General features: G+C 68.2%; 18 protein-coding genes. 9 read left to right on the forward strand and 9 right to left on the reverse strand.

Annotation, left to right across the window (positions count from 1 at the left end):
- The first annotated feature begins 95 nt into the window (after positions 1 to 95).
- The 5 genes from DEH84_RS10255 (at position 96) to DEH84_RS10275 (ending at position 5950) form a co-directional block, all read left to right on the forward strand.
- Positions 96 to 1019, forward strand: coding sequence for an AAA family ATPase (locus DEH84_RS10255; protein ID WP_109038323.1), 924 nt, complete (start codon positions 96 to 98; stop codon positions 1017 to 1019).
- The gene (locus DEH84_RS10260) at positions 1016 to 2035 is read left to right on the forward strand and encodes a DUF58 domain-containing protein (RefSeq protein ID WP_109036770.1); all 1020 of its coding nucleotides are present in this window, start codon (positions 1016 to 1018) and stop codon (positions 2033 to 2035) included. The genes DEH84_RS10255 and DEH84_RS10260 overlap by 4 nt, the downstream gene beginning before the upstream one ends.
- Positions 2032 to 4164 (forward strand): transglutaminase TgpA family protein, encoded by a 2133-nt coding sequence (locus tag DEH84_RS10265; RefSeq protein WP_109036771.1) that lies wholly within the window; start codon positions 2032 to 2034, stop codon positions 4162 to 4164. The genes DEH84_RS10260 and DEH84_RS10265 overlap by 4 nt, the downstream gene beginning before the upstream one ends.
- 272 nt (positions 4165 to 4436) lie before the next feature.
- Positions 4437 to 5423, forward strand: a complete 987-nt coding sequence (gene mltB / locus DEH84_RS10270; RefSeq protein WP_245932555.1) for a lytic murein transglycosylase B — start codon at positions 4437 to 4439, stop codon at positions 5421 to 5423.
- Positions 5424 to 5617: 194 nt separating this feature from the next.
- A complete protein-coding gene (locus tag DEH84_RS10275) occupies positions 5618 to 5950 on the forward strand; it encodes an H-NS histone family protein (RefSeq protein ID WP_109036772.1) in 333 nt (110 codons plus the stop codon).
- A 76-nt stretch (positions 5951 to 6026) separates the two neighbouring features.
- Here the strand turns inward: DEH84_RS10275 and DEH84_RS10280 are convergent, their stop codons facing one another.
- Positions 6027 to 8870 (reverse strand): M16 family metallopeptidase, encoded by a 2844-nt coding sequence (locus tag DEH84_RS10280; protein ID WP_245932556.1) that lies wholly within the window; start codon positions 8868 to 8870, stop codon positions 6027 to 6029.
- Positions 8871 to 9035: 165 nt separating this feature from the next.
- Here DEH84_RS10280 and DEH84_RS10285 point away from each other — a divergent pair, with 165 nt between their 5' ends.
- The 4 genes from DEH84_RS10285 to ftsH are packed head-to-tail and all read left to right on the forward strand — an operon-like array spanning position 9036 to position 15975.
- Positions 9036 to 10163: an HlyD family secretion protein gene (locus DEH84_RS10285; RefSeq protein WP_109036774.1), complete on the forward strand. Its 1128-nt coding sequence runs from the start codon at positions 9036 to 9038 to the stop codon at positions 10161 to 10163.
- Positions 10164 to 10181: 18 nt separating this feature from the next.
- Positions 10182 to 12959: a ribosome-associated ATPase/putative transporter RbbA gene (gene rbbA / locus DEH84_RS10290; RefSeq protein ID WP_109036775.1), complete on the forward strand. Its 2778-nt coding sequence runs from the start codon at positions 10182 to 10184 to the stop codon at positions 12957 to 12959.
- Positions 12956 to 14083: an ABC transporter permease gene (locus tag DEH84_RS10295; RefSeq protein WP_109036776.1), complete on the forward strand. Its 1128-nt coding sequence runs from the start codon at positions 12956 to 12958 to the stop codon at positions 14081 to 14083. The genes rbbA and DEH84_RS10295 overlap by 4 nt, the downstream gene beginning before the upstream one ends.
- A gap of 17 nt (positions 14084 to 14100) precedes the next feature.
- Positions 14101 to 15975, forward strand: a complete 1875-nt coding sequence (ftsH, locus tag DEH84_RS10300) for an ATP-dependent zinc metalloprotease FtsH (RefSeq protein WP_109038325.1) — start codon at positions 14101 to 14103, stop codon at positions 15973 to 15975.
- Here the strand turns inward: ftsH and DEH84_RS10305 are convergent.
- The 8 genes from DEH84_RS10305 to DEH84_RS10340 form a co-directional block, all read right to left on the reverse strand.
- Positions 15920 to 16546: a hypothetical protein gene (locus tag DEH84_RS10305; RefSeq protein ID WP_109036777.1), complete on the reverse strand. Its 627-nt coding sequence runs from the start codon at positions 16544 to 16546 to the stop codon at positions 15920 to 15922. The genes ftsH and DEH84_RS10305 overlap by 56 nt on opposite strands.
- 72 nt (positions 16547 to 16618) lie before the next feature.
- Positions 16619 to 17113 (reverse strand): hypothetical protein, encoded by a 495-nt coding sequence (locus tag DEH84_RS10310; protein WP_170119674.1) that lies wholly within the window; start codon positions 17111 to 17113, stop codon positions 16619 to 16621.
- A gap of 54 nt (positions 17114 to 17167) precedes the next feature.
- Positions 17168 to 18856, reverse strand: coding sequence for a nitrogen regulation protein NR(I) (ntrC, locus tag DEH84_RS10315; RefSeq protein WP_109036778.1), 1689 nt, complete (start codon positions 18854 to 18856; stop codon positions 17168 to 17170).
- A gap of 49 nt (positions 18857 to 18905) precedes the next feature.
- Complete coding sequence (gene glnL, locus DEH84_RS10320) at positions 18906 to 19928, reverse strand: nitrogen regulation protein NR(II) (protein ID WP_245932772.1); 1023 nt, start codon at positions 19926 to 19928, stop codon at positions 18906 to 18908.
- A gap of 92 nt (positions 19929 to 20020) precedes the next feature.
- Entirely contained in the window at positions 20021 to 20596 is a 576-nt protein-coding gene (locus DEH84_RS10325) for a hypothetical protein (protein ID WP_245932557.1), read from the reverse strand.
- 193 nt (positions 20597 to 20789) lie between these two features.
- On the reverse strand, positions 20790 to 22208 hold the full coding sequence (gene glnA, locus DEH84_RS10330) for a type I glutamate--ammonia ligase (protein WP_109036780.1): 1419 nt from the start codon (positions 22206 to 22208) through the stop codon (positions 20790 to 20792).
- Between the two features lie 297 nt (positions 22209 to 22505).
- On the reverse strand, positions 22506 to 23300 hold the full coding sequence (locus DEH84_RS10335; RefSeq protein ID WP_109036781.1) for a competence/damage-inducible protein A: 795 nt from the start codon (positions 23298 to 23300) through the stop codon (positions 22506 to 22508).
- 71 nt (positions 23301 to 23371) lie between these two features.
- On the reverse strand, positions 23372 to 24361 hold the full coding sequence (locus DEH84_RS10340) for a sterol desaturase family protein (RefSeq protein WP_425429011.1): 990 nt from the start codon (positions 24359 to 24361) through the stop codon (positions 23372 to 23374).
- Between the last annotated feature and the right edge of the window lie 15 nt (positions 24362 to 24376).

Raw genomic sequence — 24376 nt, forward strand, 5'->3', positions numbered from 1 at the left:
TCTCTCGGTCTGCAAGCCTGCGTGCTTTGGGGTATGGTCCGGGCATGCTCCGCAACGACACACTGTCCGCTGCTCGGCCGGGCGCGGGCGCCGCCATGCCGCCGTCCTCTTCTTCACTCTCAGGCCTCGTCGATCAGGTTAGCACGATCGTGGTCGGCAAACGGGAACAGGTGACGCTGGCCGTCATCTGTCTGCTGGCCTCGGGACACCTGCTGATCGAGGACGTGCCAGGCGTGGGCAAGACGACGCTGTCTCATGCGCTGGCGCGCTCGCTGGGGCTGCAGTTCGCCCGGGTGCAGTTCACATCCGACCTGCTGCCCTCCGACCTGATCGGCGTGAGCGTGTACGAACGGCAACAGGATCGCTTCGTGTTCCACCCGGGGCCGGTGTTCTCGCAGGTGCTGCTCGCCGACGAGATCAACCGCGCGGGCCCCCGCACGCAGAGCGCGTTGCTGGAAGCGATGGAAGAACGCCAGGTGTCCGTGGACGGCGTGACCCGGGCTCTGCCCTCGCCCTTCTTCGTGATTGCCACGCAGAACCCCGGCGAGCAACTCGGCACGCACCCGTTGCCCGAGTCGCAGCTGGATCGGTTTGCCATGCGGTTGTCGCTGGGCTATCCGGCGCCGGCCGCCGAGCGCGCGCTGCTGGCCGGAGAGGACCGCCGCGAGGCGTTGCAGCACCTGCCCCCGGTCATGAGCCTGTCGGAATGGCAGCAATGGCAGGCGCGTGTGCACGACGTCCACGTGTCTGGCAGCCTGCTGGACTACCTGCAGGCGCTGCTGGCCGCCACCCGCGACGGCCAGTGGTGTGCGCAGGGCCTCAGCCCGCGGGCCGGCTTGTCGCTGCTGCGCCTGGCGCGCGCCCGGGCCCTGGTGTCGGGTCGCGGACACGTCTCGCCGGAAGACATTCAGCAGCTGTGGGTGCCCGCCGTGGCGCACCGGCTGACGCCCTTGCCCCGCTCGGGGCGCAGTGCCACCGCCCAGGCGCGCGCCCTGCTGGAGGCCGTGCCGCTCCCATGAAGCCTGCCGCGCCCGGGCCCTTGCCGCGCATGCGCACGCGCTGGACGCACTGGTGGGTGTCGCGCCTGCCACGCACCGACCGGCTCACGCTCACGCACCGCAATCTCTACATCCTGCCGAGCCGGGCTGGCTGGTCGCTGGCCGTGGTCACGCTGGTGCTGCTGCTGGCCTCGGTCAACGAGCAGGTCAACCTGGGGTACGCGCTGGCCTTTGCGTTGACCGGCGCGGCGCTGGCCGGGCTCCATCAAACGCACGGCAATCTGCAGGGCATGACGATGACCCTGCACCCACCGCCCAGCACGCATGCGGGCGAAGCACTGACGCTGACGCTGACCCTGGACGGCGGCGCACAACGCCGTGGACGCCATGGCCTGAGGCTGCAGGCCCAGGACGGCGAAGCCGACGCGCCGGCGCTGGAGGTCGAAGTGGCGCCGGGTGCGGCGCAGTGGGTCGAGCTGGATGTGCCAGCGCCCGCGCGCGGAAGACACGCTCTGCCCCGCATCGGCATCGAAAGCCGTTACCCGCTCGGGCTCTTCCGTGTGTGGGCATGGTGGCGGCCAGCCAGCACCGTGCTGATCTGGCCGGCAATCGACGCCCACGCACCGCCGGTACAGAGTCAGATGACGGCGGGCGCCGCAGACAACGGTGGACTGGCCCGTGAGGTGGACCAGCAAGCCACGCCGGAGGGCTTGCGGGCCTACCAGCGCGGTGATCCGATGCACTGGATTGCCTGGAAAAAATCCAGTGGCGGGGACACCCTGGTGAGCCGCGAGCGCCTGCCCGAGCGCAGCCACACGCTGTGGCTGGACTACGCCCGCAGCCCCGGGCTGGCCGGACTGGCGCACGAGGCGCGCCTCAGCCGCCTGGCAGCGTGGCTGCATGAGGCGGAAGCGCTGGAAGGCCAGGCGCTGCAGTACGGCCTTCAGCTGCCCGATCGGCGGGTGGAAGCGGGGCGCAGTGCCGCTCACCTGAGGCACTGTCTAGATGCGCTGGCCGAATGCGAGGGGCAGGCATGAGTGCCCTTCCCTCGCGCAGCGGCCTCACCCGGGAGGGCCGAGACACCCTGTGGCTGCTGGCGGTTCTGGCGCTCACCATCGCGCCGCATGTGGGGCGGCTGCCCTGGTGGTGCCTGGCGGGCACCGCAGGCGCCATCGGCTGGCGCGCGTGGATCGCATGGCGTGACGCGCCCCTGCCGCCGCGCTGGGTGTTGTTGCTGGCGCTGGCACTCAGTGTGGGGGCCACCTTGCTGACCTTCCAGTCGCTGCTGGGCCGCGCCGCGGGCGTCACGCTGGTCACGCTGCTGGCGGGTCTCAAGACGCTGGAGCTGCGGGCGCGGCGCGATGCCTTTGTCGTCACGTCGCTGGGCTTTTTCCTGATCCTGACGCAGTTCCTGCACGACCAGGGCCCGCTGAATGCGCTGTTGATGACGGTGGCCCTGCTCGGGCTGCTGACCAGCCTCGTGCTGGCCCAGCGGCCATTGGGCCGCCCTCCGCTCCGCGAGGCGATGGGCGAAGCAGGCCGGGCGTTGCTGTGGGGGCTGCCACTGGCGGTGGTCCTGTACCTCTTCTTCCCGCGATTCGGGCCCTTGTGGTCGTTGCCGAACGACGCGGGCGCGCGAACCGGTCTGTCGGACCAGATGGAACTGGGCCATGTGGCGGAGCTGGCGCAGGACGACACCATCGCGATGCGCGTGCGCTTCGAAGGCGAGCCGCCCCCGCCGCGCGCGCTGTACTTTCGCGGACCGGTGCTGGACCTGTTCGACGGCCAGACATGGCGCAGCCTGCCGGCCGAAGCGCCGCAGCGCTGGCGTCCGGCGATGGGCCCGGCTGCCGATGCGCGCGCAGCATGGGTCTACAGCATCACGCTGGAGGCTTTGAGCCTGCCGACACTGCCACTGCTCGAGGGCACCGTGAATGCCCGCGTGACCTCACCGGCCACGCTGCCGCCGCCCCGCCGCCTGGGCATGGAGTGGAGCCTGGGCCGCACGCCCAAAGACCGCATCACCGTGGCCGCACAGGCGCGCCCTGCCTGGCGCCCCCTGCTGGATGACGACGACCCGATGCTGCGCACCTGGCTTGCGCTACCGGCTGGCCACGCGGACGAGACCGTGGCCTGGGCGCAGGCCCTTCATCGTCAAGCCGAACTGCAGCAGGCGGGTGTGCCCGCGCGGGTGCAGGCCGTGCTGCGTCACATTCGCACGGGTGGCTACAGCTATACGCTCGCACCGGGCGTGGACGAGCCGGACGCTGCGGGCCGCCTGCCCGACCCGGTGGACACCTTCTGGCTGCGTCGGCGTGCTGGTTTCTGCGAGCATTTCGCCGCTGCTTTCGTCGTGGTCATGCGCGCCATGGACGTGCCGGCACGGGTGGTGACGGGCTTTCAGGGAGCCGAGCGCAACCCGGTGGATGGCCTGTACGAGGTGCGCAACCGCGACGCACACGCGTGGGCCGAGGTCTGGTTGCCCGGCCAGGGATGGACGCGCGTGGACCCGACCGCCGCCGTGGCACCGGACCGCGTGGAGCGCCCTCGCCGCCTGCTGAACACGCCGGTGGGCCAGGCAGGCCCACTGGCCACCATGGCACCGGACTGGGTGCGCCAGGCCCGTGCCGCCATGGACGCGGCACGCCATCGTTGGAACATGTGGGTGCAAGGCTACGACCGCCAGAAGCAATTCGACCTGCTGAAGAACGCGGGCTGGGATGCGCCGGACAGCACCGACCTGCTGCGGCTCGCCGGGCTGGCACTGGCCGTCGGCAGCCTCATGGGCGTGGCGTGGATGCTGTGGCAGCACCCGACCCGGCGCGCCTCGGCATGGCAGCACACCTTGCAGCAGCTGGCGAGCCACCTGGCGCGCGCAGGCCTGCATCCGCCTGCAGGCAGCCCGGCCGCCCCCTCACCGCTGACCTGGGCCCGCCTGGTGGAGGCCACCCTGCAAGGCCCCAGGCAGACGAGCGAGACGGAGCGGGCGGCGGCTGGCGCGCTTGCCGAACGCCTGCGCGCGCTGGACGCCTTGCACTATGGCGCGGCACCACAGGCCCCCTCCCGACTGCGCATCGAACAGCGAGCCTTGCGCAGGCTGATCCGGCAATGGCGTGACAGCCGTCGCAACGCGCCGCACCCTGGCGGGACCGGGGCACCACGCTGATCAGGCACACTGCGCGCTGTCACTCGTCCTCTGCCCTCCCAGTGCCCCGTTTTCCTGCTGACCTGCTGTTCTCCGCCGTGCGCGCCCGACCTGCACCTGCCTTGCTGATGAGCCTGGCGCTCACCGCCTGCGGCACACATGCCCCAGCGCCCGACGCCATCCCGAGTGCAAGCCCCGCTTCGCAAACGGCCCGGGCGGGCACCGATCACCCCGTCGAGCAGGCCCACACCGCGCCGGCGGCCGCGCCTCAGCCCCCGGCCCCACCCGCCTCCTTGCCCGACGTACCGCCCAGCGACGCGACGAGTTACGCAGACCGCGCAGACGCTCGCGCCCTCGCCGAGCGCATCGCACAGGAACACGGTCTGAACCCGGCATGGACCGCGCGGGCGCTGGCCGGGGCCCGTTACCGGGCCGCCGTGGCCCGCCTGATGATGCCGCCCCCGGCTGGAACGCCGAAGAACTGGGCCGCCTACCGCAGCCGCTTCGTGGAGCCGATCCGCATCCGCGCCGGCGTCGCCTTCTGGCGCCAGCACGAAGCGACACTGCAGCGTGCCGAGACCCTGTACGGGGTACCTGCCGAAGTCATCGCGGGTGTGCTGGGCGTCGAAACCATTTATGGCCGACAGACCGGGCAGTTTCGCGTGCTGGACGTGCTGGCCACCCTCAGCCTCGATTTCCCCAAGGGACGCAGCGATCGCAGCGCCTATTTCCGCAGCGAACTGGCTCAGTTCCTGAAACTCTGCGAGGAACAGGGCACCGCACCGGAAACCGTGCTCGGTTCTTATGCCGGTGCGATCGGACTGCCTCAATTCATGCCGGGCTCGATCCGACGGTACGCTGTGGATTTCGATGGGGATGGGCGCATCGACCTTTCGCGCAGCCCGGCTGATGCCATCGGCAGTGTGGGCCATTACCTCGCCCGACACGGATGGAAGGCCGGCTGGGCCAGCCATTTTGATGTGAAGCCCCCCCAAAACCAGGACGCCCTCGGCAAACTGTTGGCACCGGATATCAAGCCGACCTTCTCGGCACGTGAAATGGGTGAACTCGGGGTCGCGCTGCCACCGGAAGGCCAGGCGCACCCCGGAGCACTGGCCATGGTGCTGCTGCAGAATGGCCGCGACGCCCCCACCCTGGTGGCGGGAACCGACAATTTCTACGCTGTCACGCGGTACAACCAGTCCAGTTACTACGCCCTGGCGGTCATTCAGCTCGGTCAGGCCGTTCGTCTGGAGACGCAGCGCAGTTCAGGTCGGTGAAACCCTGAGCAAGCCCGCTGCAGGGCGAGCTTGATCGCGCCGAACATTACCTTCATTTACCGAAGGTAGGGCAGACGATAATGAGGGTCGCGTTATCCTTATATCGTCCGGGTGGTGGTGAGTGGGTAGAATGAACGCCACAAGCGCTCTCCCCGCACCCATCAAAGCGCCCGTCCAAACCAAAGGAATCTCTCATGAGCACGTACCAAGATCTCGTCGCCAAACGTGATGAACTGACCCGCCAGGCCGCCGAACTGGAAAAGCAACTGCAGGAAGCGCGTCGTGCCGAACGCTCTGGTGTGATTGCGCAAATCAAGTCGCTGATGGCCGAGCATGAGTTGACGGTGGCCGACCTGGGCGGCAAGACGAGCAAGGCCAATGGCACATCCTCGACGGCGGGCCGCAAGGTGGCCCCGAAGTACCGCAATGCCAGCACCGGCGAGACCTGGACGGGTCGGGGCCTGCAGCCGAAGTGGATTCAGGCCGCCATTGCCTCGGGCAAGAAGCTTGAAGATTTCGCGATCTGACGCCGCTGGGGCTGCATCGCCTCAATGAAAAAGCCGGCCTTCGAGCCGGCTTTTTCGTTCAGAGATACCCCGGGCGTCAGGGCTTCGGGCGAGCGTCCTTGAAATCCCCGGCCCACCCCATCACAAGGTCGGACGGTTTCAAGTAACGCCGCAATGCCGCGTTCACCTGGTCGAGCGTCAAGGCTTCGAGTTGCGCGTCCACCCGCGCGGCCACGTCAAATCCGCGAGAGAGATACAGGTTGGATGCGAGTGCGGCAGACAGGCGCGCATCCTGCGCACGCGCCAGGCGACGGAAATTCAGCAAGCCGCGCTTGCCGGCCTCGAATTCGGCCTGGGTGAAGCCTTGCGCCAGGGCACGCGTCAGTTCCTCGCGGAAAGCCGCCTCCACCCTGTCGCGATTCTGCGGCGCGAAGATCGCGGCAGCGGTCCATTCCGAATGGCGCTCCAGCGGGTTCCATTGCACCGCGCTGTAGACGTTGTACGACAGGCCATCCTTTTCGCGGATGCGGTTCCACAGCCGCGAATCGCCACCCGAGCCGAGCAGGTGATTGGCCAGCATGAAGGCCGGGTAATCGGCATCGGTGTCCTGCAGCGGCACGGGCAGCAGCACGGACATGGCGGCATTCTGCTTGTCGGGCGTGGCAATTTTCAGGTTGGCGGCCGGAAGGGGCACCAGCGGGTCGGGCACGCGCTCGAACGGCTCTGCGCCGCGCCAATCCCCGAATCCCTCGGAAAGCGCCTGTGACACCGCCTGCGCGTCGAAATCGCCCACCGCGGCAAATTGCGCGTGGCTGGCTGACACAAAACGCCGATGGAATTCCTGGACACGCTGGAGCGCCAGTTCGCGCCACCAGCTTTCGGTTTCGGCAAATGTCGGCGCATACCGGACGTCGCCCTTCGGATAGGGGTTGCCATGGCGCGCCAGGGCTTCCTGCAACAGGGCTTCCGGCTCCTTGCGCTGCTCGGCCACCGCGGCCAGCGCCTGGCGACGCACCTCTTCCAGCGAAGGCGCAGGCAGGGCCGGGCGACGCAGCGCCTGCGACACCAGCTTCACCAGTTCGGGGAGATGCTCGCGACGGGTCGACATGCTGACCTGGATCTGCCCGGGGCCAGCCGCAAAACCGACCTCGGCCTGCAGAGCATCGAGCCGATCCTGGAACTGCTGTCGGCTCAGTTCGGCGGTGCCCTTGTCGAGCAAGGCGGCCAGCGCCTCGGGTGTGACATCCCAGTCGCGCAGCGTGTCGGCCGTACCGAAGCGCAGCGTCAGGTTGGCCTTGACGGCCTGTCCCCGGGTCGACTTGGGCAGCAGCGCCACATTCATGCCGGAGGGCAGCGTGGACCGCTGCGTGCGGGCATCGATGTTGGCGGGGCTGGCGTCGAAGGCTTCCGCCTGGGCCTCGGCCACCTGCGGCTTGAAGCTGCGCAACTCGCGCGCCACATCGACCGCCACAGGCTGAGGCGCCCGCTCGGGCGAGGCCGTCGGGTGGTATTCGCCCAGCGTCCGGTTGGACGTCAGGAAGACGCTGCGCGCCACACGTTGCACGTCGTCCAGCGAGATCGCCTTCACCCGGTCACGCGTGAGGAAGAACAGCCGCCAGTCGCCCTGGGCCACCGCCTCGGACAGGGCCACACCGACGTGCTGGGGATCGGAGAAGCCGGCATCCCAGGCCTTGAGCCACTTGGCGCGGGCGCGGGCCAGCTCTTCCGCGGTGACGGGCTGCGAACGGAAGGACTCGACCGCCTGCGTGAGCGCGGTGCGCGCGGCGGCGACGTCCTGCTCGGGGCCCAGTTGCGCGCCCAGCAGCATGAAGCCGGGGTCCTTCAGTCCTTCGGAGAAGGCGAACACCCCGGCCGCCAGCTGTTGCTCGGTCAGGGCGCGGTGCAGTCGGCCGGAAGGGGTGTCACCCAGGATGATGGACAGCAACTCGATGGCCGCATAGTCGGCATGCGCGCCCGGCATGACGTGGTAGCCCGCGTACACCAGCGGCACACCGCCGACGCGCCGCAGCGTCACGGCACGTTCGCCATCCTGTACCGGATCCAGCGTGTAGTCGGTGGACAGCGTGCGCGTGGGCTTCGGGATGCGGCCGAATGACGCCTGCACCCAACCCAGCACCTTGGCCGGATCGAACTTGCCCGAGATGATGAGCGTGGCGTTGTCCGGCTGGTAGTGGCGCCGGTAGAACGCCTGCAGCTGGCCGATGTCGACGCCCTCGACGTCGGTGCGGGCGCCGATGGTGGATTTGCCGTAGTTGTGCCACTGGTACATGGTGGCCAGCGTCTTCTCGAACAGGATGCGGCTGGGGTTGTTCTCCCCCATCTCCATCTCGTTGCGCACCACCGTCATCTCGCTGTCGAGGTCCTTGCGCGCGATGAAGCTGTTGACCATCGCATCGGCCTGCCAGTCGAGGTACCAGCGCAGGTTGTCGTCGTTCGCCGAGAAGCTGGCGAAGTAGTTGGTGCGATCGAACCAGGTGCTGCCGTTGGCTCGGAAGCCCCGCTTGTTGAACTCGCTCCAGACCTGGGGATGCCGCGGCGTGCCCTTGAACAGCATGTGCTCGAGCAGGTGCGCCATGCCGGTTTCGCCGTAGTTCTCGTGGCGCGATCCAACCCGGTACGTCATGTTGACCGTGGTGGTGGGTTTGGACGCGTCTGCAATCAGCAGCACCTGCAGGCCGTTGGCCAGGCGATAGGCCGAGATGCCCTCCACCTGGGCTTCGAGCACCGGTGCCGAGGTCCGGGACGCCGTGGCACGCGCCGGTGCCGCCCGCACGTCGACCGGCTGCAGTGCACTCAGCGCCAGGCAGGCGGCCATGGCCACGGCAGTCAGGCTGCGACGGCATGGCGCCGACGGGGGGGCGGGCTGCCGGGCAGCCGAACCGGCAGTGGAGGCAGGCAGAAGGCGATCAGAAAGCAACATCGTGTCAACGCAACGCGTCTGGCCGACCAGAGGCCATCGTCAGTGAGTATCGCGGATGGGCCAAAGGTTCCCCCGGACGGGGTCGGGCAACCTTGCGTGGTGTCATGGGCAAGGACGCACGACCGTGCTAAAAAACGGGACAAACCCTCATCCCGCCAGAACACCATGAGCAGTCCGCAGCCCCCTCGCTCCCGCCTTCGCATTCTTGCCTTGGGCGCTGCCGCCGCAGTGGTGGTGGGGGGCTTTGTAGCCTGGCAGGGGCTGCAACCCGAGCCGCTGCCTGCCGGCATCGCGAGCGGCAACGGCCGGCTCGAGGGCACGGAGATCGACGTGGCTGCCCGCACAGGGGGCCGCGTGAAGGCGGTGCTGGTGCAGGAAGGTGACGACGTGGAAGCCGGCCAGGCGGTGGCCGAGATGGACACCGACACGCTGCAGGCCGATCTGCGCCGCGCTCAGGCCCAACTGGCCCAAAGCCGACAGGCCGCGGAAACCGCAGAGGCCTTGCAGGCGCAGCGTCAGCAGGCGATTGCCACGGCAGAAGCCGTGGTGGGGCAACGTCAGGCCGAGGTGTCGCTGGCGGCGCGACAGCTGGAGCGCGCGCGCGAACTGGTGGCCAAGGGCTTTCTGCCGCCGCAGCAACTGGACCAGGCCCAGGCCGCGCACGAAGGCGCAAGGGCCGCACTGGGTGCGGCGCGCTCACAGGTGGCCGAAGCCCGCGCGGCGCTGACCACGCTGCGCTCTCAGCGAGCCGAGGCCGGCTCGGCCATCGAGGCCGCCCAGGCTGCCGAGGCCCGCGTGCAGGCCGATCTGGCCGACACGGTGTTGCGGGCCCCGCGCGGGGGCCGCGTACAGGTCAAGGCTGCGCAACCGGGCGAGGTGCTGGGCGGCGGTGCGCGGGTGCTGTCGCTGGTCGACCTCAGCGACGTCTACATGACCTTTTTCCTGCCCGAGGCCGCAGCAGGCCGCCTGGCCCTGGGCGCCGAAGCCCGGCTGGTGCTCGACGCCGCGCCGCAATATGTGATCCCCGCGTCGGTGTCGTACGTGGCCAGCGTCGCGCAGTTCACGCCCAAGACGGTCGAGACGCACGACGAGCGCCAGAAGCTGGTCTTCAAGGTGCGCGCCCGCATCGACCCGGCGCTGTTGGCGCGCTACCGCAACCAGGTGAAGACCGGCATGCCCGGCATGGCCTATGTGCGGGTGGACAGTCAGACGCCCTGGCCGGCCCGATTGGCGGTGGCCCTGCCGCCCGAGCGCGCCCCGGCCCTGCCCGCATCATCGGCCAGCCAGCCCTGAGGCCACACCGTGACCCGCATGCACGACGACGTGGTCGCGCGCTTCGAGCAGGTCGGCTACCGCCACGGCAAGACGGTCGCGCTGAACGACATCAACCTGGCGCTGCCCGGTGGCCGCACGGTGGCCCTGATCGGCCCGGACGGCGTGGGCAAGTCCACCCTGCTGGCCTTGCTGGCCGGCGCGCGGCGCATTCAGCAGGGGCGCGTGACGGTGCTGGGCGGCGACATGGCGAGCGCGCGCGTGCGCCGCAGCCGCTGTCCGCAGATCGCCTACATGCCGCAGGGACTGGGTCGCAACCTCTACCCCACCCTGTCGGTGCAGGAGAACGTCGACTTCTTCGGTCGGCTCTTCGGGCATGGCGCGCAGGAGCGCCAACGTCGCATCGCCGAGCTGCTGGCCGCCACCGGGCTGGCGCCCTTTGCCGACCGGCCGGCCGGCAAGCTCTCGGGCGGGATGAAGCAGAAGCTGGGGCTGTGCTGCGCCCTCATCCACGACCCGGATCTGCTGGTGCTCGATGAGCCCACCACGGGCGTGGACCCGCTGTCGCGCCGGCAGTTCTGGGAGCTGATCGACCACATCCGCAGCCGGCGGCCGGGCATGAGCGTGATCGTGGCCACGGCCTACATGGAAGAAGCCGAGCGCTTCGACCACCTCGTGGCCATGGACGCCGGGCTCGTGCTCGCCGAGGGCACCCCGGCGGAGATCCTGGCCCGCACGGGCACCACCGGGCTCGAGCAGGCCTTCCTGGCCCTGCTGCCCGACGCCCGGCGCGGTGACCATCGCGCCCTCACGGTGCCACCGCTGCGCGGCGACCACCGCGACATCGCGATCGAAGCGGACAACCTGACCTGCCGCTTCGGCGATTTCACGGCGGTCGACCGCGTGAGCTTCCGCATCCGGCAGGGCGAAATCTTCGGCTTCCTGGGCTCGAACGGTTGCGGCAAGAGCACCACGATGAAGATGCTCACCGGCCTGCTGCCCGCCACCGAGGGGCGCGCGGCGCTGTTCGGCCGCCCGGTGAACGCCAACGACCTGAACGTGCGTCGGCGCGTGGGCTACATGTCGCAGGGCTTCTCGCTGTACGGCGAGCTGACGGTGCGCCAGAACCTCGATCTGCACGCACGGCTCTTCCATGTGCCGGCCGACGCCCGCGAAGCGCGGATCGACGAGATGCTGACGCGCTTCGGCCTGCACGACGTGGCCGATGCCCTGCCCGCTGCGCTGCCCCTGGGTGGGCGACAGCGGCTGTCGCTGGCGGTGGCGGTGGTGCACAAGCCCGACATGCTCATCCTGGACGAGCCGACCTCGGGCGTGGACCCGGTGGCGCGCGATGCGTTCTGGGCGCTGATGGTCGAGCTCTCGCGTCGGGATGGCGTGACGCTGTTCATCTCCACGCATTTCATGAACGAGGCGCAGCGGTGCGACCGCATCTCGCTGATGCACGCCGGGCGGGTGCTGGCCAGCGGCACGCCGGATGAGCTGACCGCCAGCAAAGGGCGCGACAGGCTGGAAGACGCCTTCATCGACTACCTGCTGGAGGCGCAGGGCGGTGCGGACACGGCGGACGCGCCACCTCCTGCAACCGCTGCGTCCGCGACGCCCGCGGCACCCGCGTCAGAAGCGCCCGCGGCAGAACTGCCAGCCCGGCCACCGGCGCCCGCCCCCCGCACCCGCGGCTGGAGCCTGGCTCGCATGATGAGCTTCGCCCACCGCGAATCACTCGAACTGCGCCGCGACCCCATCCGCCTCACGCTGGCCCTGCTGGGCACCGTGCTGCTGATGATCATCATGGGCTACGGCATCAGCATGGACGTGCAAGACCTGCGCTACGCCGTGCTCGACCGCGACCAGACCCCGGCCAGCCGCGACTACACGCTGAACTTTTCGGGCTCGCCGTGGTTCATCGAGCAGCCCCCGCTGCAGAACGACGCCGACCTCGACCGCCGCCTGCGCAACGGCGAGATCAGCGTGGCCCTCGAGATCCCGCCCGGTTTTGCACGCGATGTCTCACGCGGCCGCCCCGTGGCCATCGGCGTGTGGATCGACGGCGCCATGCCGCAGCGCGCCGAGACCATCTCCGGCTATGTGCAGGGGCTGCACACGGGCTACCTCGCTGAACAGGCCCGGCTGCGCGGCATGGACACCACGCCGGCCGCGCAGGTCGAGGTGCGCTACCGCTACAACCCCGAGGTGCGCAGCATCGTCGCCATGGTGCCCGCCGTGATCCCGATCCTGCTGATCTTCATCCCCGCCATGCTGGCGGCACTGGCCGTGGTGCGCGAAAAGGAGATGGGCTCCATCGTCAACCTCTACGTCACCCCGGCCACCCGGCTGGAGTTCCTGCTCGGCAAGCAGCTGCCCTACATCGCCACGGGCATGGTCAACTTCCTGCTGATGACGGCCCTGGCCGTGACGGTGTTCGGCGTGCCGTTCAAGGGCAGCTTCCTTGCACTCACGCTCGCCGCCCTGCTCTACGTCACCGCGGCCACCGGGCTGGGGCTGTTCATGTCCTCGTTCACGGGCAGCCAGATCGCCGCCATCTTCGGCACCTCGCTGGCCACCATGCTGCCCGCCGTGCAGTTCTCCGGCCTGATCAACCCGGTGTCCTCGCTGGAGGGGCTCGCCTGGTGGATCGGCCACAGCTACCCCACCGGTCCCTTCCTCACCATCAGCCGCGGCACCTACAGCAAGGCGCTCGGTCTGGTCGACCTGTGGCCGTCCTTCCTGCCCTTGCTGGCCATCATCCCGCTGCTCACGGTCGCCACCGTGATGCTGCTCAAGAAGCAGGACACATGAGCAGCCTCGTCCACATCTGGCAACTGGGGCTGAAGGAACTGCGCAGCCTGTGGCGCGAGCGCCTGCTGCTGGCCTTCGTGCTGTGGGCCTTCACCGGCGCCATCTACACCGCCGCCAAAGGCGCCCCGGACCGCCTGCACCGCGCGCCGCTGGCCGTGGTCGATGAAGACCGCACCCCGCTGTCCGGCCGCATCACCGAGGCCTTCTACCCGCCCACCTTCATGCCGCCCGCGCACATCGACCTGCGCGAGATGGATGCCGGCATGGACGCCGGCCGCTACACCTTCGTGCTCAACATCCCGCCCGGCTTTCAGCGCGACGTGCTGGCCGGCCGCAGCCCCGCCATCCAGCTCAATGTGGACGCCACACAGATGAGCCAGGCCTTTGTCGGCGCGGGCTACATCCAGAGCATCGCGCTGGGCGAGGTCAACGAATACCTGCAGCGCGAACGCACCCAGTCCGTGCCCCCGGTGGACCTGGCGATGCGGGTGCGCTTCAACCCGTCGATGAACGACAGCTGGTTCATGGGCGTGATGGAGCTGATGAGCAACGTCACCATGCTCTCCATCATCCTGACCGGTGCCGCGCTGATCCGCGAGCGCGAGCACGGCACGATCGAACACCTGCTGGTGCTGCCGCTGCGCCCGATCGAGATCATGCTGGCCAAGGTCTGGTCCATGGCGCTCGTGGTGCTGGTGGCCACGGCCGCGTCCTTGTACGTGATCGTGCAGGGCGCCCTCGGCATGCCGATCTCGGGCTCGGTGCCGCTGTTCCTGGTGGGCTGCGCGCTGCACCTGTTTGCCACCACGTCCATGGGCATCTACCTGGGCACGGTGGCCCGTTCGATGCCGCAGCTGGGCCTGTTGATGATCCTGGTGCTGCTGCCGCTGCAGATGCTGTCCGGCGGCCAGACGCCACGCGAGAACATGCCCGACATCGTGGCCAACATCATGCTCGCCGCCCCCACCACCCACTTCGTGAGCCTGGCGCAAGCCATTCTGTACCGCGGTGCAGGCGTCACCATCGTCTGGCCGCAGCTGGCCGCCATCGCCGCCATCGGCACCGTGTTCTTCGCTGGCGCCCTGTGGCGCTTCCGCGCGGCCGTCAGCCGCATGCAGACCTGAACCTCGCGCAGACCCTCATGCCCACCTCACCGCCTCCTCGCCCCACGCCACCCTCTGGCGACACACCCCGCCCGCCCTTCTCCGGCCCCAACCTCTGGTACATCGTGATGGCCCTGCTCGTGGCCCTGTGGGTGCGCGAGGTCTGGGTCGGCAGCACCCAGGTGCAGGCCATGCCCTACAGCGAGCTCATGGACCGCGTGAAGGCCGGCGAAGTGGCCAGCCTGCGCGTGTCGAGCAACCTCATCGAAGGCGAGCTGAAGAAGCCCCTGCCCGACGGCCGCCAGCGCTTTGTGGCCACCCGGGTCGATCCGGCCCTGGCCGAAGCCCTGTCCCAGCACGGCGTGCGCGTGGAAGGTGTCATCGAAAGCACCTGGCTGCGCGACTTCCTTTCATGGGTGCTGCCGGTGCTGTTGCTGTTCGGGCTGTGGAACCTGTTGGCCAAACGCATGATGGGCGGCGGCGGTCTGGGCGGCATGATGGGCGTGGGCCGCAGCAAGGCCCGCGTGCACGCCGAGCGCGACATCACGGTCACCTTCGACGACGTCGCCGGCGTGGACGAGGCCAAAGCCGAGCTGCGCGAATCCGTCGATTTCCTGAAGCACCCGCAGGCCTACGGCCGCCTGGGCGCCCGCATGCCCAAGGGCATCCTGCTGCTCGGCCCACCCGGCACCGGCAAGACGCTGCTGGCCCGCGCCATGGCCGGCGAGGCGGGCGTGCCCTTCTTCTCCATCAACGGCTCCGAGTTCGTCGAGATGTTCGTCGGCGTGGGCGCCGCCCGCGTGCGCGACCTGTTCGAGCAGGCCCGCGAAGCCGCGCCCGCCATCGTCTTCATCGACGAGCTCGATGCCCTCGGCAAGGCCCGTGGCGCCGGCATGCTGGGCGGCCACGACGAAAAGGAACAGACGCTCGACCAGCTGCTGGCCGAAATGGACGGCTTCGACCCGAGTGCCGGCGTCGTGATCCTGGGCGCCACCAACCGCCCAGAAGTGCTCGACCCCGCCCTGCTGCGCGCCGGCCGTTTCGATCGCCAGGTGCTGGTCGACCGCCCCGACCGCCAGGGCCGCATCGACATCCTGCGCGTGCACCTGCGCAAGGTGAAGCTCGGCCCCGATGTCGACCCCGATGCCGTCGCCGCGCTCACCCCCGGCTTCGCGGGCGCCGACCTCGCCAACCTGGTCAACGAAGCGGCGCTGCTGGCCACCCGCCGCCAGGCCGAGGCGGTCGAAGCGCAGGATTTCACCGCCGCGGTCGAACGCATCGTGGCCGGTCTGGAGAAGCGCCAGCGCGTGCTCAACGAGCCCGAGCGCCGCACCGTGGCGTACCACGAGATGGGGCATGCCCTGCTCGCGCTGTCCCTGCCCGGCGCCGACCCGGTCCACAAGATCTCCATCATTCCGCGCGGCATCGGCGCGCTGGGCTACACCCTGCAGCGCCCCAGCGAAGACCGCTTCCTGCAGACACGGCGGGAACTGCTCAATCGCATGGTGGTGCTGCTCGGTGGGCGCGCCGCCGAAGACCTGGTGATGGGCGACATCTCCAGCGGCGCGGCCGACGACCTGCAGAAGGTGACGGAGATCGCGCGGGACATGGTGATGCGCCTGGGCATGTCATCTCAGCTGGGCCAGGTGGCCTACGAGCGGCCCCACCACGCCTTCCTGGGCCCGGCGGCCGATGGCATCGGCTCACCGCGCCTGCACAGCGAAGCCACCGCCGAACAGATCGACGCGGCGGTGCGCCAGCTGGTGGACGAGGCCTACCAGCGCGCCCGCGCCTTGCTGGATGCCCGCCGCGCGCTGCTCGATGAAGGGGCCGCGATGCTGCTGGCCCGCGAAACACTCACCGAGGCGGATCTGACGACACTGGCGCAGGCTGCGCGCGCGCTTCCCGCCTGAACTCCAGCCGCATCTTGCGCAGGTGGGCCTGGTAGCCCTCGGCATCACCATACTCCTTGAAGCGGTGATAGCGCCCGTGCGCGCCCACGATGCGACGCGCGTGCTTGATCGGGCACCAGTACTGCTCGGTGCGCGCGGTCACCTCGGTCACCCAGGCCAGCAGCCCGTTGGCATAGGCGCAGTACTCGCAGTTGAGCTTTTCCAGGCTGTTGAGGTAGGCCAGCTTGTGCCGGTCGAAGCGGATGTAGTCGGCCCGTCGCACCTTCGGGATGCCGTACAGCGGGAAGCACACCGCATGGTAGACCGACACCAGCACGTCGAGGATCACGAACGCCGGGAACACGCCGTAGATGAACGGCGCCGACACCCAGTTCTGCGGCCGGCTGCCCGCCAGCCAGCGCAGCAGCCCCATGCGCAGCTGGCGATGCCGCGCCTTCACGGCCGACTCGAACTCGATGCGGCGCCCTTTGAGCTCGAAGAACACCTGCTGCTCGCGCTCTTTCATCGCGTCGTGCAGTTCGTCCTCCAGCTTGGTGATCTGCGTGAGGATCTGTCGGATACGGTCGTCCATGTGCTGACTGCCTGGCTGGCCATGAACACCGCGGCGCGCACGGCCACCGCGCGCCGCGCCGATCCGCCTTGCTCAGCGACCAGCCGGGTTGCTGCGCGGGTTCAGCATCACGCGGGTCTTGCCGCCGGTGGTCACGAGGATCACCGCATCGCCCGGTTTGAACGCCTCATTGCCCTGCGCCTGGACCAGTGCGCGGCGCTCACCATTCGTCAGCTGCACGATGATTTCATAGGCGTCTTCGCGGGTGCCAAAACGCTCGACGGCATTACCCACCACCGCACCCACCACCGCGCCCGCCACACCGGCCATGGCCGAGCCGCGCGGGTTGCTGGTGCCGCCCGCGCCGGCGATGCCACCGATCACGGCGCCCGTGCCGCCACCGATGCCGCTCTGGCTGCCTTCGACCACCACGGGGCGAATGCTGATCACGATGGCATCGGCGACCTGCGACAGGCGCTGGGCGTCACCCGGCTTGATCACGTCCGGGCTGGTGGTGGAACAGGCTGACAGACCGATCAGGGCCAGGGCGCTGAGGGCGCCAGCCAGAGTCGACTTCAGGGATTGCATCTCAAGATCCTTCCGAAACAGGCTGTCACTCTATCAGCCCATGCCGGTTGGAACTCAATCGTCGATCCCGAGTTCCTGGATCTTGCGCGTGATCGTGTTGCGGCCGATGCCAAGCTTCTGGGCTGCCTCGATGCGGCGCCCCCGCGTCAGCTCCAGGGCGGTATGGATCAGGCTCGCCTCGAACTGGCGGGTCAGGCTGTCCCACACCTCGGGCTGGCCGGACTCCAGGCGCGCACGGGCCTCGCGCTCGAGATCCTTGAGCCAGCCGGCTGGCGGGGCTGGCACCGCGCTGGCCGGCGCAGCCGAGGCCTCGCCGTAAGGCATCGAGACGCCCCCGGACACGCCCGCCCCGTTCGAAGAGCCGCCCAGCACGGACGGCGCAAAGTGGCCCGCGGGCAGATCGACCGGCACCATGCTGCCGCCGCTGGCTTCCGGCACACGCGCCTCCGCCGCCCAAGCCCCCTCCACCGGCGACCCGAGCGAACCACCCGGCGACGGGGTGACTGCGCCCTGGCTCCAGCCCTCCGAGTGGGACGCCACCGGCGCAGCCGCAACCGCCATGGCGCCAGCCCCATTCATTGCCGGAATCTGACCATCCAGCAGCTCCGGCGGCAGGTCTTTCGTCTCGATCACCTGCGCGGGCGCCATCACCGTCAGCCAGTGACAGATGTTCTCCAGCTGCCGCACGTTGCCCGGGAAGTCGAAGGTGGCCAGTCGCGCAAGGGCCTGCTCGGAGATCCGCTTGGCCTCGACGCCCAGGTCCTTCGCACTTTTCTGCAGGAAAAAGCGCGCCAGCGTCGGGATGTCCTCGCGGCGTTCACGCAGCGCCGGCAGGCGCAGCCGGATCACATTCAGGCGGTGGAACAAGTCTTCCCGGAACACGCCGTGCCGCACCCGGTCTTCCAGGTTCTGGTGGGTGGCCGCAATCACGCGCACATTGCTCTTGAGCGGGTGGTGCCCGCCCACGCGATAGAACTGACCGTCGCTCAACACCCGCAGCAGGCGGGTCTGCAGATCGAACGGCATGTCGCCGATTTCATCGAGAAACAAGGTGCCGCCGTCGGCCTGCTCGAAGCGCCCGCGCCGCATGGTCTGCGCGCCGGTGAAGGCCCCGCGCTCGTGACCGAACAGCTCGGATTCGAGCAAGTCCTTCGGGATGGCCGCGGTGTTGATCGCCACGAACGGCCCGTTGGCGCGCGGACTGTGCTTGTGCAGTGCCCGCGCCACGAGCTCCTTGCCCGCACCCGACTCACCGGTGATCAGCACCGTGACGTTGCTCTGGCTCAGCCGCCCGATCGCCCGGAAGACATCCTGCATGGCCGGCGCCTGGCCGAGCATCTCGGGCATCTGCGCCACGCGCTCGTCGACCACCTCTTCGCGCACGCTCTCGTCGACCGCGCGCCGGATCAGCTCCACCGCCTTGGTCAGGTCGAACGGCTTGGGGAGGTATTCGAAGGCACCGCCCTGAAAGGCCGACACGGCACTGTCCAGATCGGAGTACGCCGTCATGATGATGACGGGCAGTCCGGGCAGCCGCGCCTTGACCTTGCTCAGCAGGTCGATGCCAGAGCCACCCGGCATGCGGATGTCCGACACCAGCACCTGCGGCTCGTCGTCATCCAGCGCCAGCAGCACATCGCGCGGGTTGGTGAAGCTGCGAACCGGCATGTCCTCGCGGGCCAGTGCCTTCTCGAGCACGAAGCGGATGGATTGGTCGTCGTCAACGATCCAGATGGGTTTCATGCTGACCTGAGGTGATGGCATCCCGTCTCGACTGTGACGCGGTCACCGGTCATGGCAGCGGAATCAGAATCCTGAAAACCGTGCGCCCCGGCTCGCTCTCGCATTCGATGGTGCCCTGATGCTGTTGAACGAAGGTTTGAGCCAATGTCAGGCCCAGTCCGGAACCGCCCTCACGCCCAGAAACCAGCGGGTAGAAGATGCGGTCACGGATGGCATCGGGGATGCCGGGGCCGTTGTCCTCGATATGCAAGACCAGTGCCAGCCGGTGTAGCTGCCGGTTGATCGTGACGCGGCGGGCCACCCGCGTGCGCAGGGTCAGCTTGGCGTCACCGGCCTGGATGCGCTCGGCCAGCGCCTGTGCAGCGTTGTGCGCGATGTTGAGCACGGCCTGGATCAACTGCTCGCGGTCGCCGCGGAAATCGGGAATCGAGGTGTCGTAGTCGCGCCAGACCTTGAGCCCCTTCGGGAACTCGGCCAGGATCAGCGACCGCACGCGTTCGCAGACCTCGTGAATGTTGACGTCGCCCACGAGATGCGGGCGGCGATGCGGTGCCAGCAGCCGGTCCACCAGCGCCTGAAGACGATCGGCCTCGTGGATGATGACCTGGGTGTACTCGGTGAGCGACTTGCTCTCGAGCTCCATCTGCAGCAACTGCGCCGCACCCCGGATGCCGCCCAGCGGGTTCTTGATCTCATGCGCCAGGTTGCGGATCAATTCCTTGTTCGCCTGGGCCTGATCGAGCGCACGCTCCTCGCGCTCCTGGCGCGTCTGCTGCTCGATCTCAACGAGTTCGATCAGCACCAGGTCACCGTGCTCGAGCCGGGTGACGATGCACTGCACCGGCAGGGGTTCGCCGAACACGTTCGGGTGGCGCTTGAGCTCGGCCTGCAGACGGCTTGTCGCGTACTCGTTGCTGGCCACGGCGCCGACAATGTCCTGCAGCACGGCCGGGTCGATGAACCAGTCGAAGATGGACTCGCGCATCACACTGCGCCGCGACAGCCCCAGGATCTCCTCGAACGCAGCGTTCGCAAACAGACACTGACCGTCTGGCTCGACGACGGCCACCATGGTGGCCAGATAGTCCAGCGCATCGAGGTGGTCGGGCAGCAGCGCCCTCGCCTGGGCGGGCTCGGCACGCAAAACGCCCCGCAGCGAGTCAGTCATCGAGCCGATCCCAGGGCGGCGAGCTCCCGCCTCAGGGCAGCCACATCGGCCTCCTTGCGGGTCACGGCATCGCGCATGGCGCTGACGCGGTCCATGTACTTCTGGTAATTGCGCTCGTCGCCACGCCGCTCGGGCTCACCGTTGTTGAACTCCTTCTGCAAGGCAGCCAGGGCTTCTTCTTCCTTGCGGAGCTCGGCTTCGAGGATGCGGCGGCGGTCGGCGTCCCGGGCGCGCTGCTCGTCGGAGGTCACCTTGGGTGCCGTGGCGCCTGCGCCGGATCCGGCAGCCCGCTCGCTCTGGCCACCCTGCGTGCGTTGCGACGAAGGCCCCTGGATCACCGTGATCGGCGCCCCATCCAGCGTCTTGCAGCCGCGAGACTGGGCTTCCTTGGGGCTCAAGGCGTCGGTGTAGAGGTTGCCCGGACACCGGTAGACCGGCTTGTCCTGAGCCTGCGCTTCGCCCGCGACCAGCAGCAAGGGGGCGGCCAGCAGCCACAACGTTGCTGCGTGGCGCAGCGCTGGCCGCCTCGGCGGAACCTGGACTGAAAACGGCAGAACAGTCATGGAAGGCATCGTGTCTCGCGATCGATCTGGCCCGCCTGGATGCAGGCAGCCTCGGCAGGCAGTATGCCCTCAGGCGCACAAAACACCACGACAGAAACACCACAGTGCGGCACAGCAGACAGCACGGGCAATGAAAAAAGGGCGACTTGCGTCGCCCTTTTCGTGAGGCCCCGAGGGGCCTGCCCAGCATTCCCGGCGGGAATCAGAGGGCGTAGTACATGTCGTACTCGACCGGGTGCGTGGCCATGCGGAAACGCGTGACTTCCTGCATCTTCAGGTCGATGTAGGCATCGATGTACGCGTCGGTGAACACACCACCCTTGGTCAGGAATGCGCGGTCCTTGTCGAGGTACTCGAGGGCCTGGTCCAGGCTGTGGCACACGGTCGGCACCAGTGCGTCCTCTTCGGGCGGCAGGTGGTACAGGTCCTTCGTGGCGGCTTCGCCCGGATGGATCTTGTTCTCGACGCCGTCCAGACCGGCCATCATCAGCGCGGCGAAAGCCAGGTACGGGTTGGCCGAGGGATCCGGGAAGCGCGCTTCGATGCGGCGGCCCTTCGGGTTCGACACGTACGGGATGCGGATCGAGGCCGAGCGGTTCTTGGCCGAGTAGGCCAGCTTCACCGGGGCTTCGAAGCCAGGCACCAGACGCTTGTACGAGTTCGTACCCGGGTTGGTGATGGCGTTCAGGGCACGGGCGTGCTTGATGATGCCGCCGATGTAGTACAGGGCGAACTCGCTCAGGCCGGCGTAGCCGTCGCCTGCGAACAGGTTCTTGCCGTCCTTCCAGATCGACTGGTGCACGTGCATGCCGGAACCGTTGTCGCCAACGATGGGCTTGGGCATGAAGGTGGCGGTCTTGCCGTAGGCGTGGGCCACGTTCACGATCACGTACTTCTGCAGCTGCAGCCAGTCGGCGCGCTCGGTCAGCGTGCTGAAGCGCGTGCCGATTTCCATCTGGCCGGCGTTGGCCACTTCGTGGTGGTGCACTTCAACGGGAATGCCGAGGCTTTCCAGGATCAGGCACATTTCCGAACGCATGTCCTGGCCGCTGTCGACCGGGGGCACGGGGAAGTAGCCGCCCTTGACGGTGGGACGGTAGCCGGTGTTGCCGTGCTCGTACTTGGTGCCGGTGTTCCAGGCGCCCTCTTCCGATTCGATCTTGAAGAACGAGCCGGACATTTCGTTGGCCCAACGGACCGAGTCGAACACGAAGAATTCGGGTTCCGGACCAAAGTAGGCGGTGTCGCCCAGGCCCGAGGCCTTCAGGTAGGCTTCAGCGCGCTTGGCCAGCGAGCGGGGATCGCGCTCGTATGGCTTGCCGTCGTGCGGGTCGATGACGTCGCAGGTCAGGATCAGGGTCGGCTCTTCGAAGAACGGGTCGATGTTGGCCGTGTTCGGATCCGGCATCAGCAGCATGTCCGAAGCTTCGATGCCCTTCCAGCCGGCGATGGACGAACCGTCAAAGGCATGGCCCGACGTGAACTTGTCTTCGTCAAAGTGGGAAACAGGCACGGTCGTGTGCTGTTCCTTGCCACGGGTGTCAGTGAAGCGGAAGTCAACGAACTTGACTTCGTTGTCCTTCACCAGCTTCATCACGTCGGCGACGGTCTTGTTGGCCATCAGGTGCTCCTAGCAAGAGGCTTGGTTTGATTGCAAGAAGAGGTTGACTCTGTTTCATCGTTCAGAAACAGCGCGCAGTGTAATAGCAGAAAGCATGCCTCGTTCTGGCGCGAGAGCCGGGAAACCATCGCCGCCTTGTCTTGCCGCAAGGCAAAACCGCGCACAAAAAGCGATCTCGCCGCACAGAAGCAGCGCTGGGATGCCTGCACCTTTCACCATCCGGCAGCTGCTCGGTCCAGCAAGCGGTCTCAGCATGACCGGATCGCACCATTTCAGTGCATTTCCGCGACGCACAACTCATCGCACCGAAGTGGGGCCCAATGATGCACCATGTTGGTTCAACCCGTCCAGCAGGCTTGCGAAGGCCTCGTCGACGACATCGATCGGACCCTTGACGCCCAGCTCGATGTGGCGCCCGTGAACCGGGTGGTCGACGCTCGGCAGGCTGAACACCTTCACGGGGGCGAACCGGGACTCGATCTGCTCCATCAGTGGCGTGAGCGCAGCTTCCATGGCGCCATACACGATGACAGCCCGTTCGCAGACGCGTGTCTGGTTGTGCAGCGCAGCATGGCGCTCGTCCAGCACCCAGGCCATCATCGGCCAGGCCATGACAGGAAAGCCGGGCAGGAAGTGAATGCGCGCCATCAGCGAGAAGCCCGGGATGCGGTTGTACGGATTCGGGATGATCGTGGCGCCTCCCGGAAAGAAACCCATCTGCAGGCGACGCTGGGTGTCCGGTGCGTCCGGATCGAAGGTGCGCCCCTCCTGCTCGGCCACTTCACGTGAGCGGGCCAGGATCAGTTCGCGCGCCTCGGGGTGCAGGCACAGCGCCCGCCCCACTGCCCGGGCTGCGCAGCCTCGCGTGTGGTCGTCCGGCGTGGCACCGATGCCGCCGAACGAGAACACGACGTCGCCACAGTCCAGGGCGTGGCGGATGTCGGCGGTGATGCGATCGGGGTCATCGCCCACGTAGCGCACCCACTGCAAGGCCATCCCGCGCTCGTTGAGCAGCTCGATCGCCTTGACGAGGTGCTTGTCCTGGCGACGGCCGCTGAGGATCTCGTCGCCGATGATGATGAGTCCGACCATGGGGCGTGCCGTGTGGTGATGAAGACGGCTTGCAGCATACCGAAAGGCGCTCGGGCCTGCCGCCCCGCCGGTCAGACCTGGGCCGATCGGCGCGAGAGCAGCCGCTTCAGGCCCAGCCACTGTTGCGACCAGAAGCCCTTGCCGTAGTCCCGCCCGCCGTACTCGGGCAGTTGGTCGCGGATGCCGGTGGCTTCGAATCGGCCATCGAAGCGCGCTGTGCCGAACACGATGTCCCACACCGGGAAGAGGACCGCGAAGTTACAGCCCCCCAGGCTGCCGGGGCCGGCTTCACCCTCGTGCCCCACGCCGATGGCATGGTGCTGACGGTGGAAGCGTGGGCTCACCAGCAGACGCTCGCCCAGCCAGCCGAACTGCAGGCGCACGTTGGCGTGCGACAGGCTTTCGATCAGCTGCGTGCAGGCCACCACGGCCACGAACTGGCCCGGCGGCACGCCCACGGCGCGGGCAACAAGGGCGATCAGGACATCGCGCAGCAGGTCGTCGAGCAGGTGGTTGCGGTTGTCGCTCCACATCGTCATGCGGCGCTGACTGTGGTGCACAGCATGCAGGGCCCACCACCGTTCAACGCGGTGTTGGCCCCGGTGGATCCAGTAGTCCAGCAGGTCGAACACCAGGAGGTAGGCCACGAAGGCGGCCCAGGCGGTGTCCGTCACGCCAGGCCACCACGAGGCCATCAGTGCATCGAGCTGCACACCGGTCAGGCCGTGGACCGCGGCAAAGCCGAACAGTCCGTCCAGCCCGGGCATCACGAAAAAGAAGAGCGCGAGGCGGAACAGCCCCAGACGGTGGATGAGCGTGTAGACCACGTCGACACGGGCCTGCGCACCGGCTGGGCCACGCTCCACGGGGCGCCAGCGTTGCAGCGGCCCCAGCACGAGCAGCATCACCAGCAGCTGCGCCACGCCGACCAGCATCCACCCCGTGGCGTCGTAAGCATCTTCCAGCACATTCCCCAGCCCCAGCGCAAAGGCAAGTGGCTGGACCATGCCTTCGAACAGCTGCTGCTGGAGCAGGCCGAAGGCTTCGCCAAGCGGGCGAATCAGGACGTCGTCAAG

The organism is Aquabacterium olei (assembly GCF_003100395.1).
GTDB lineage: Bacteria > Pseudomonadota > Gammaproteobacteria > Burkholderiales > Burkholderiaceae_C > Aquabacterium > Aquabacterium olei.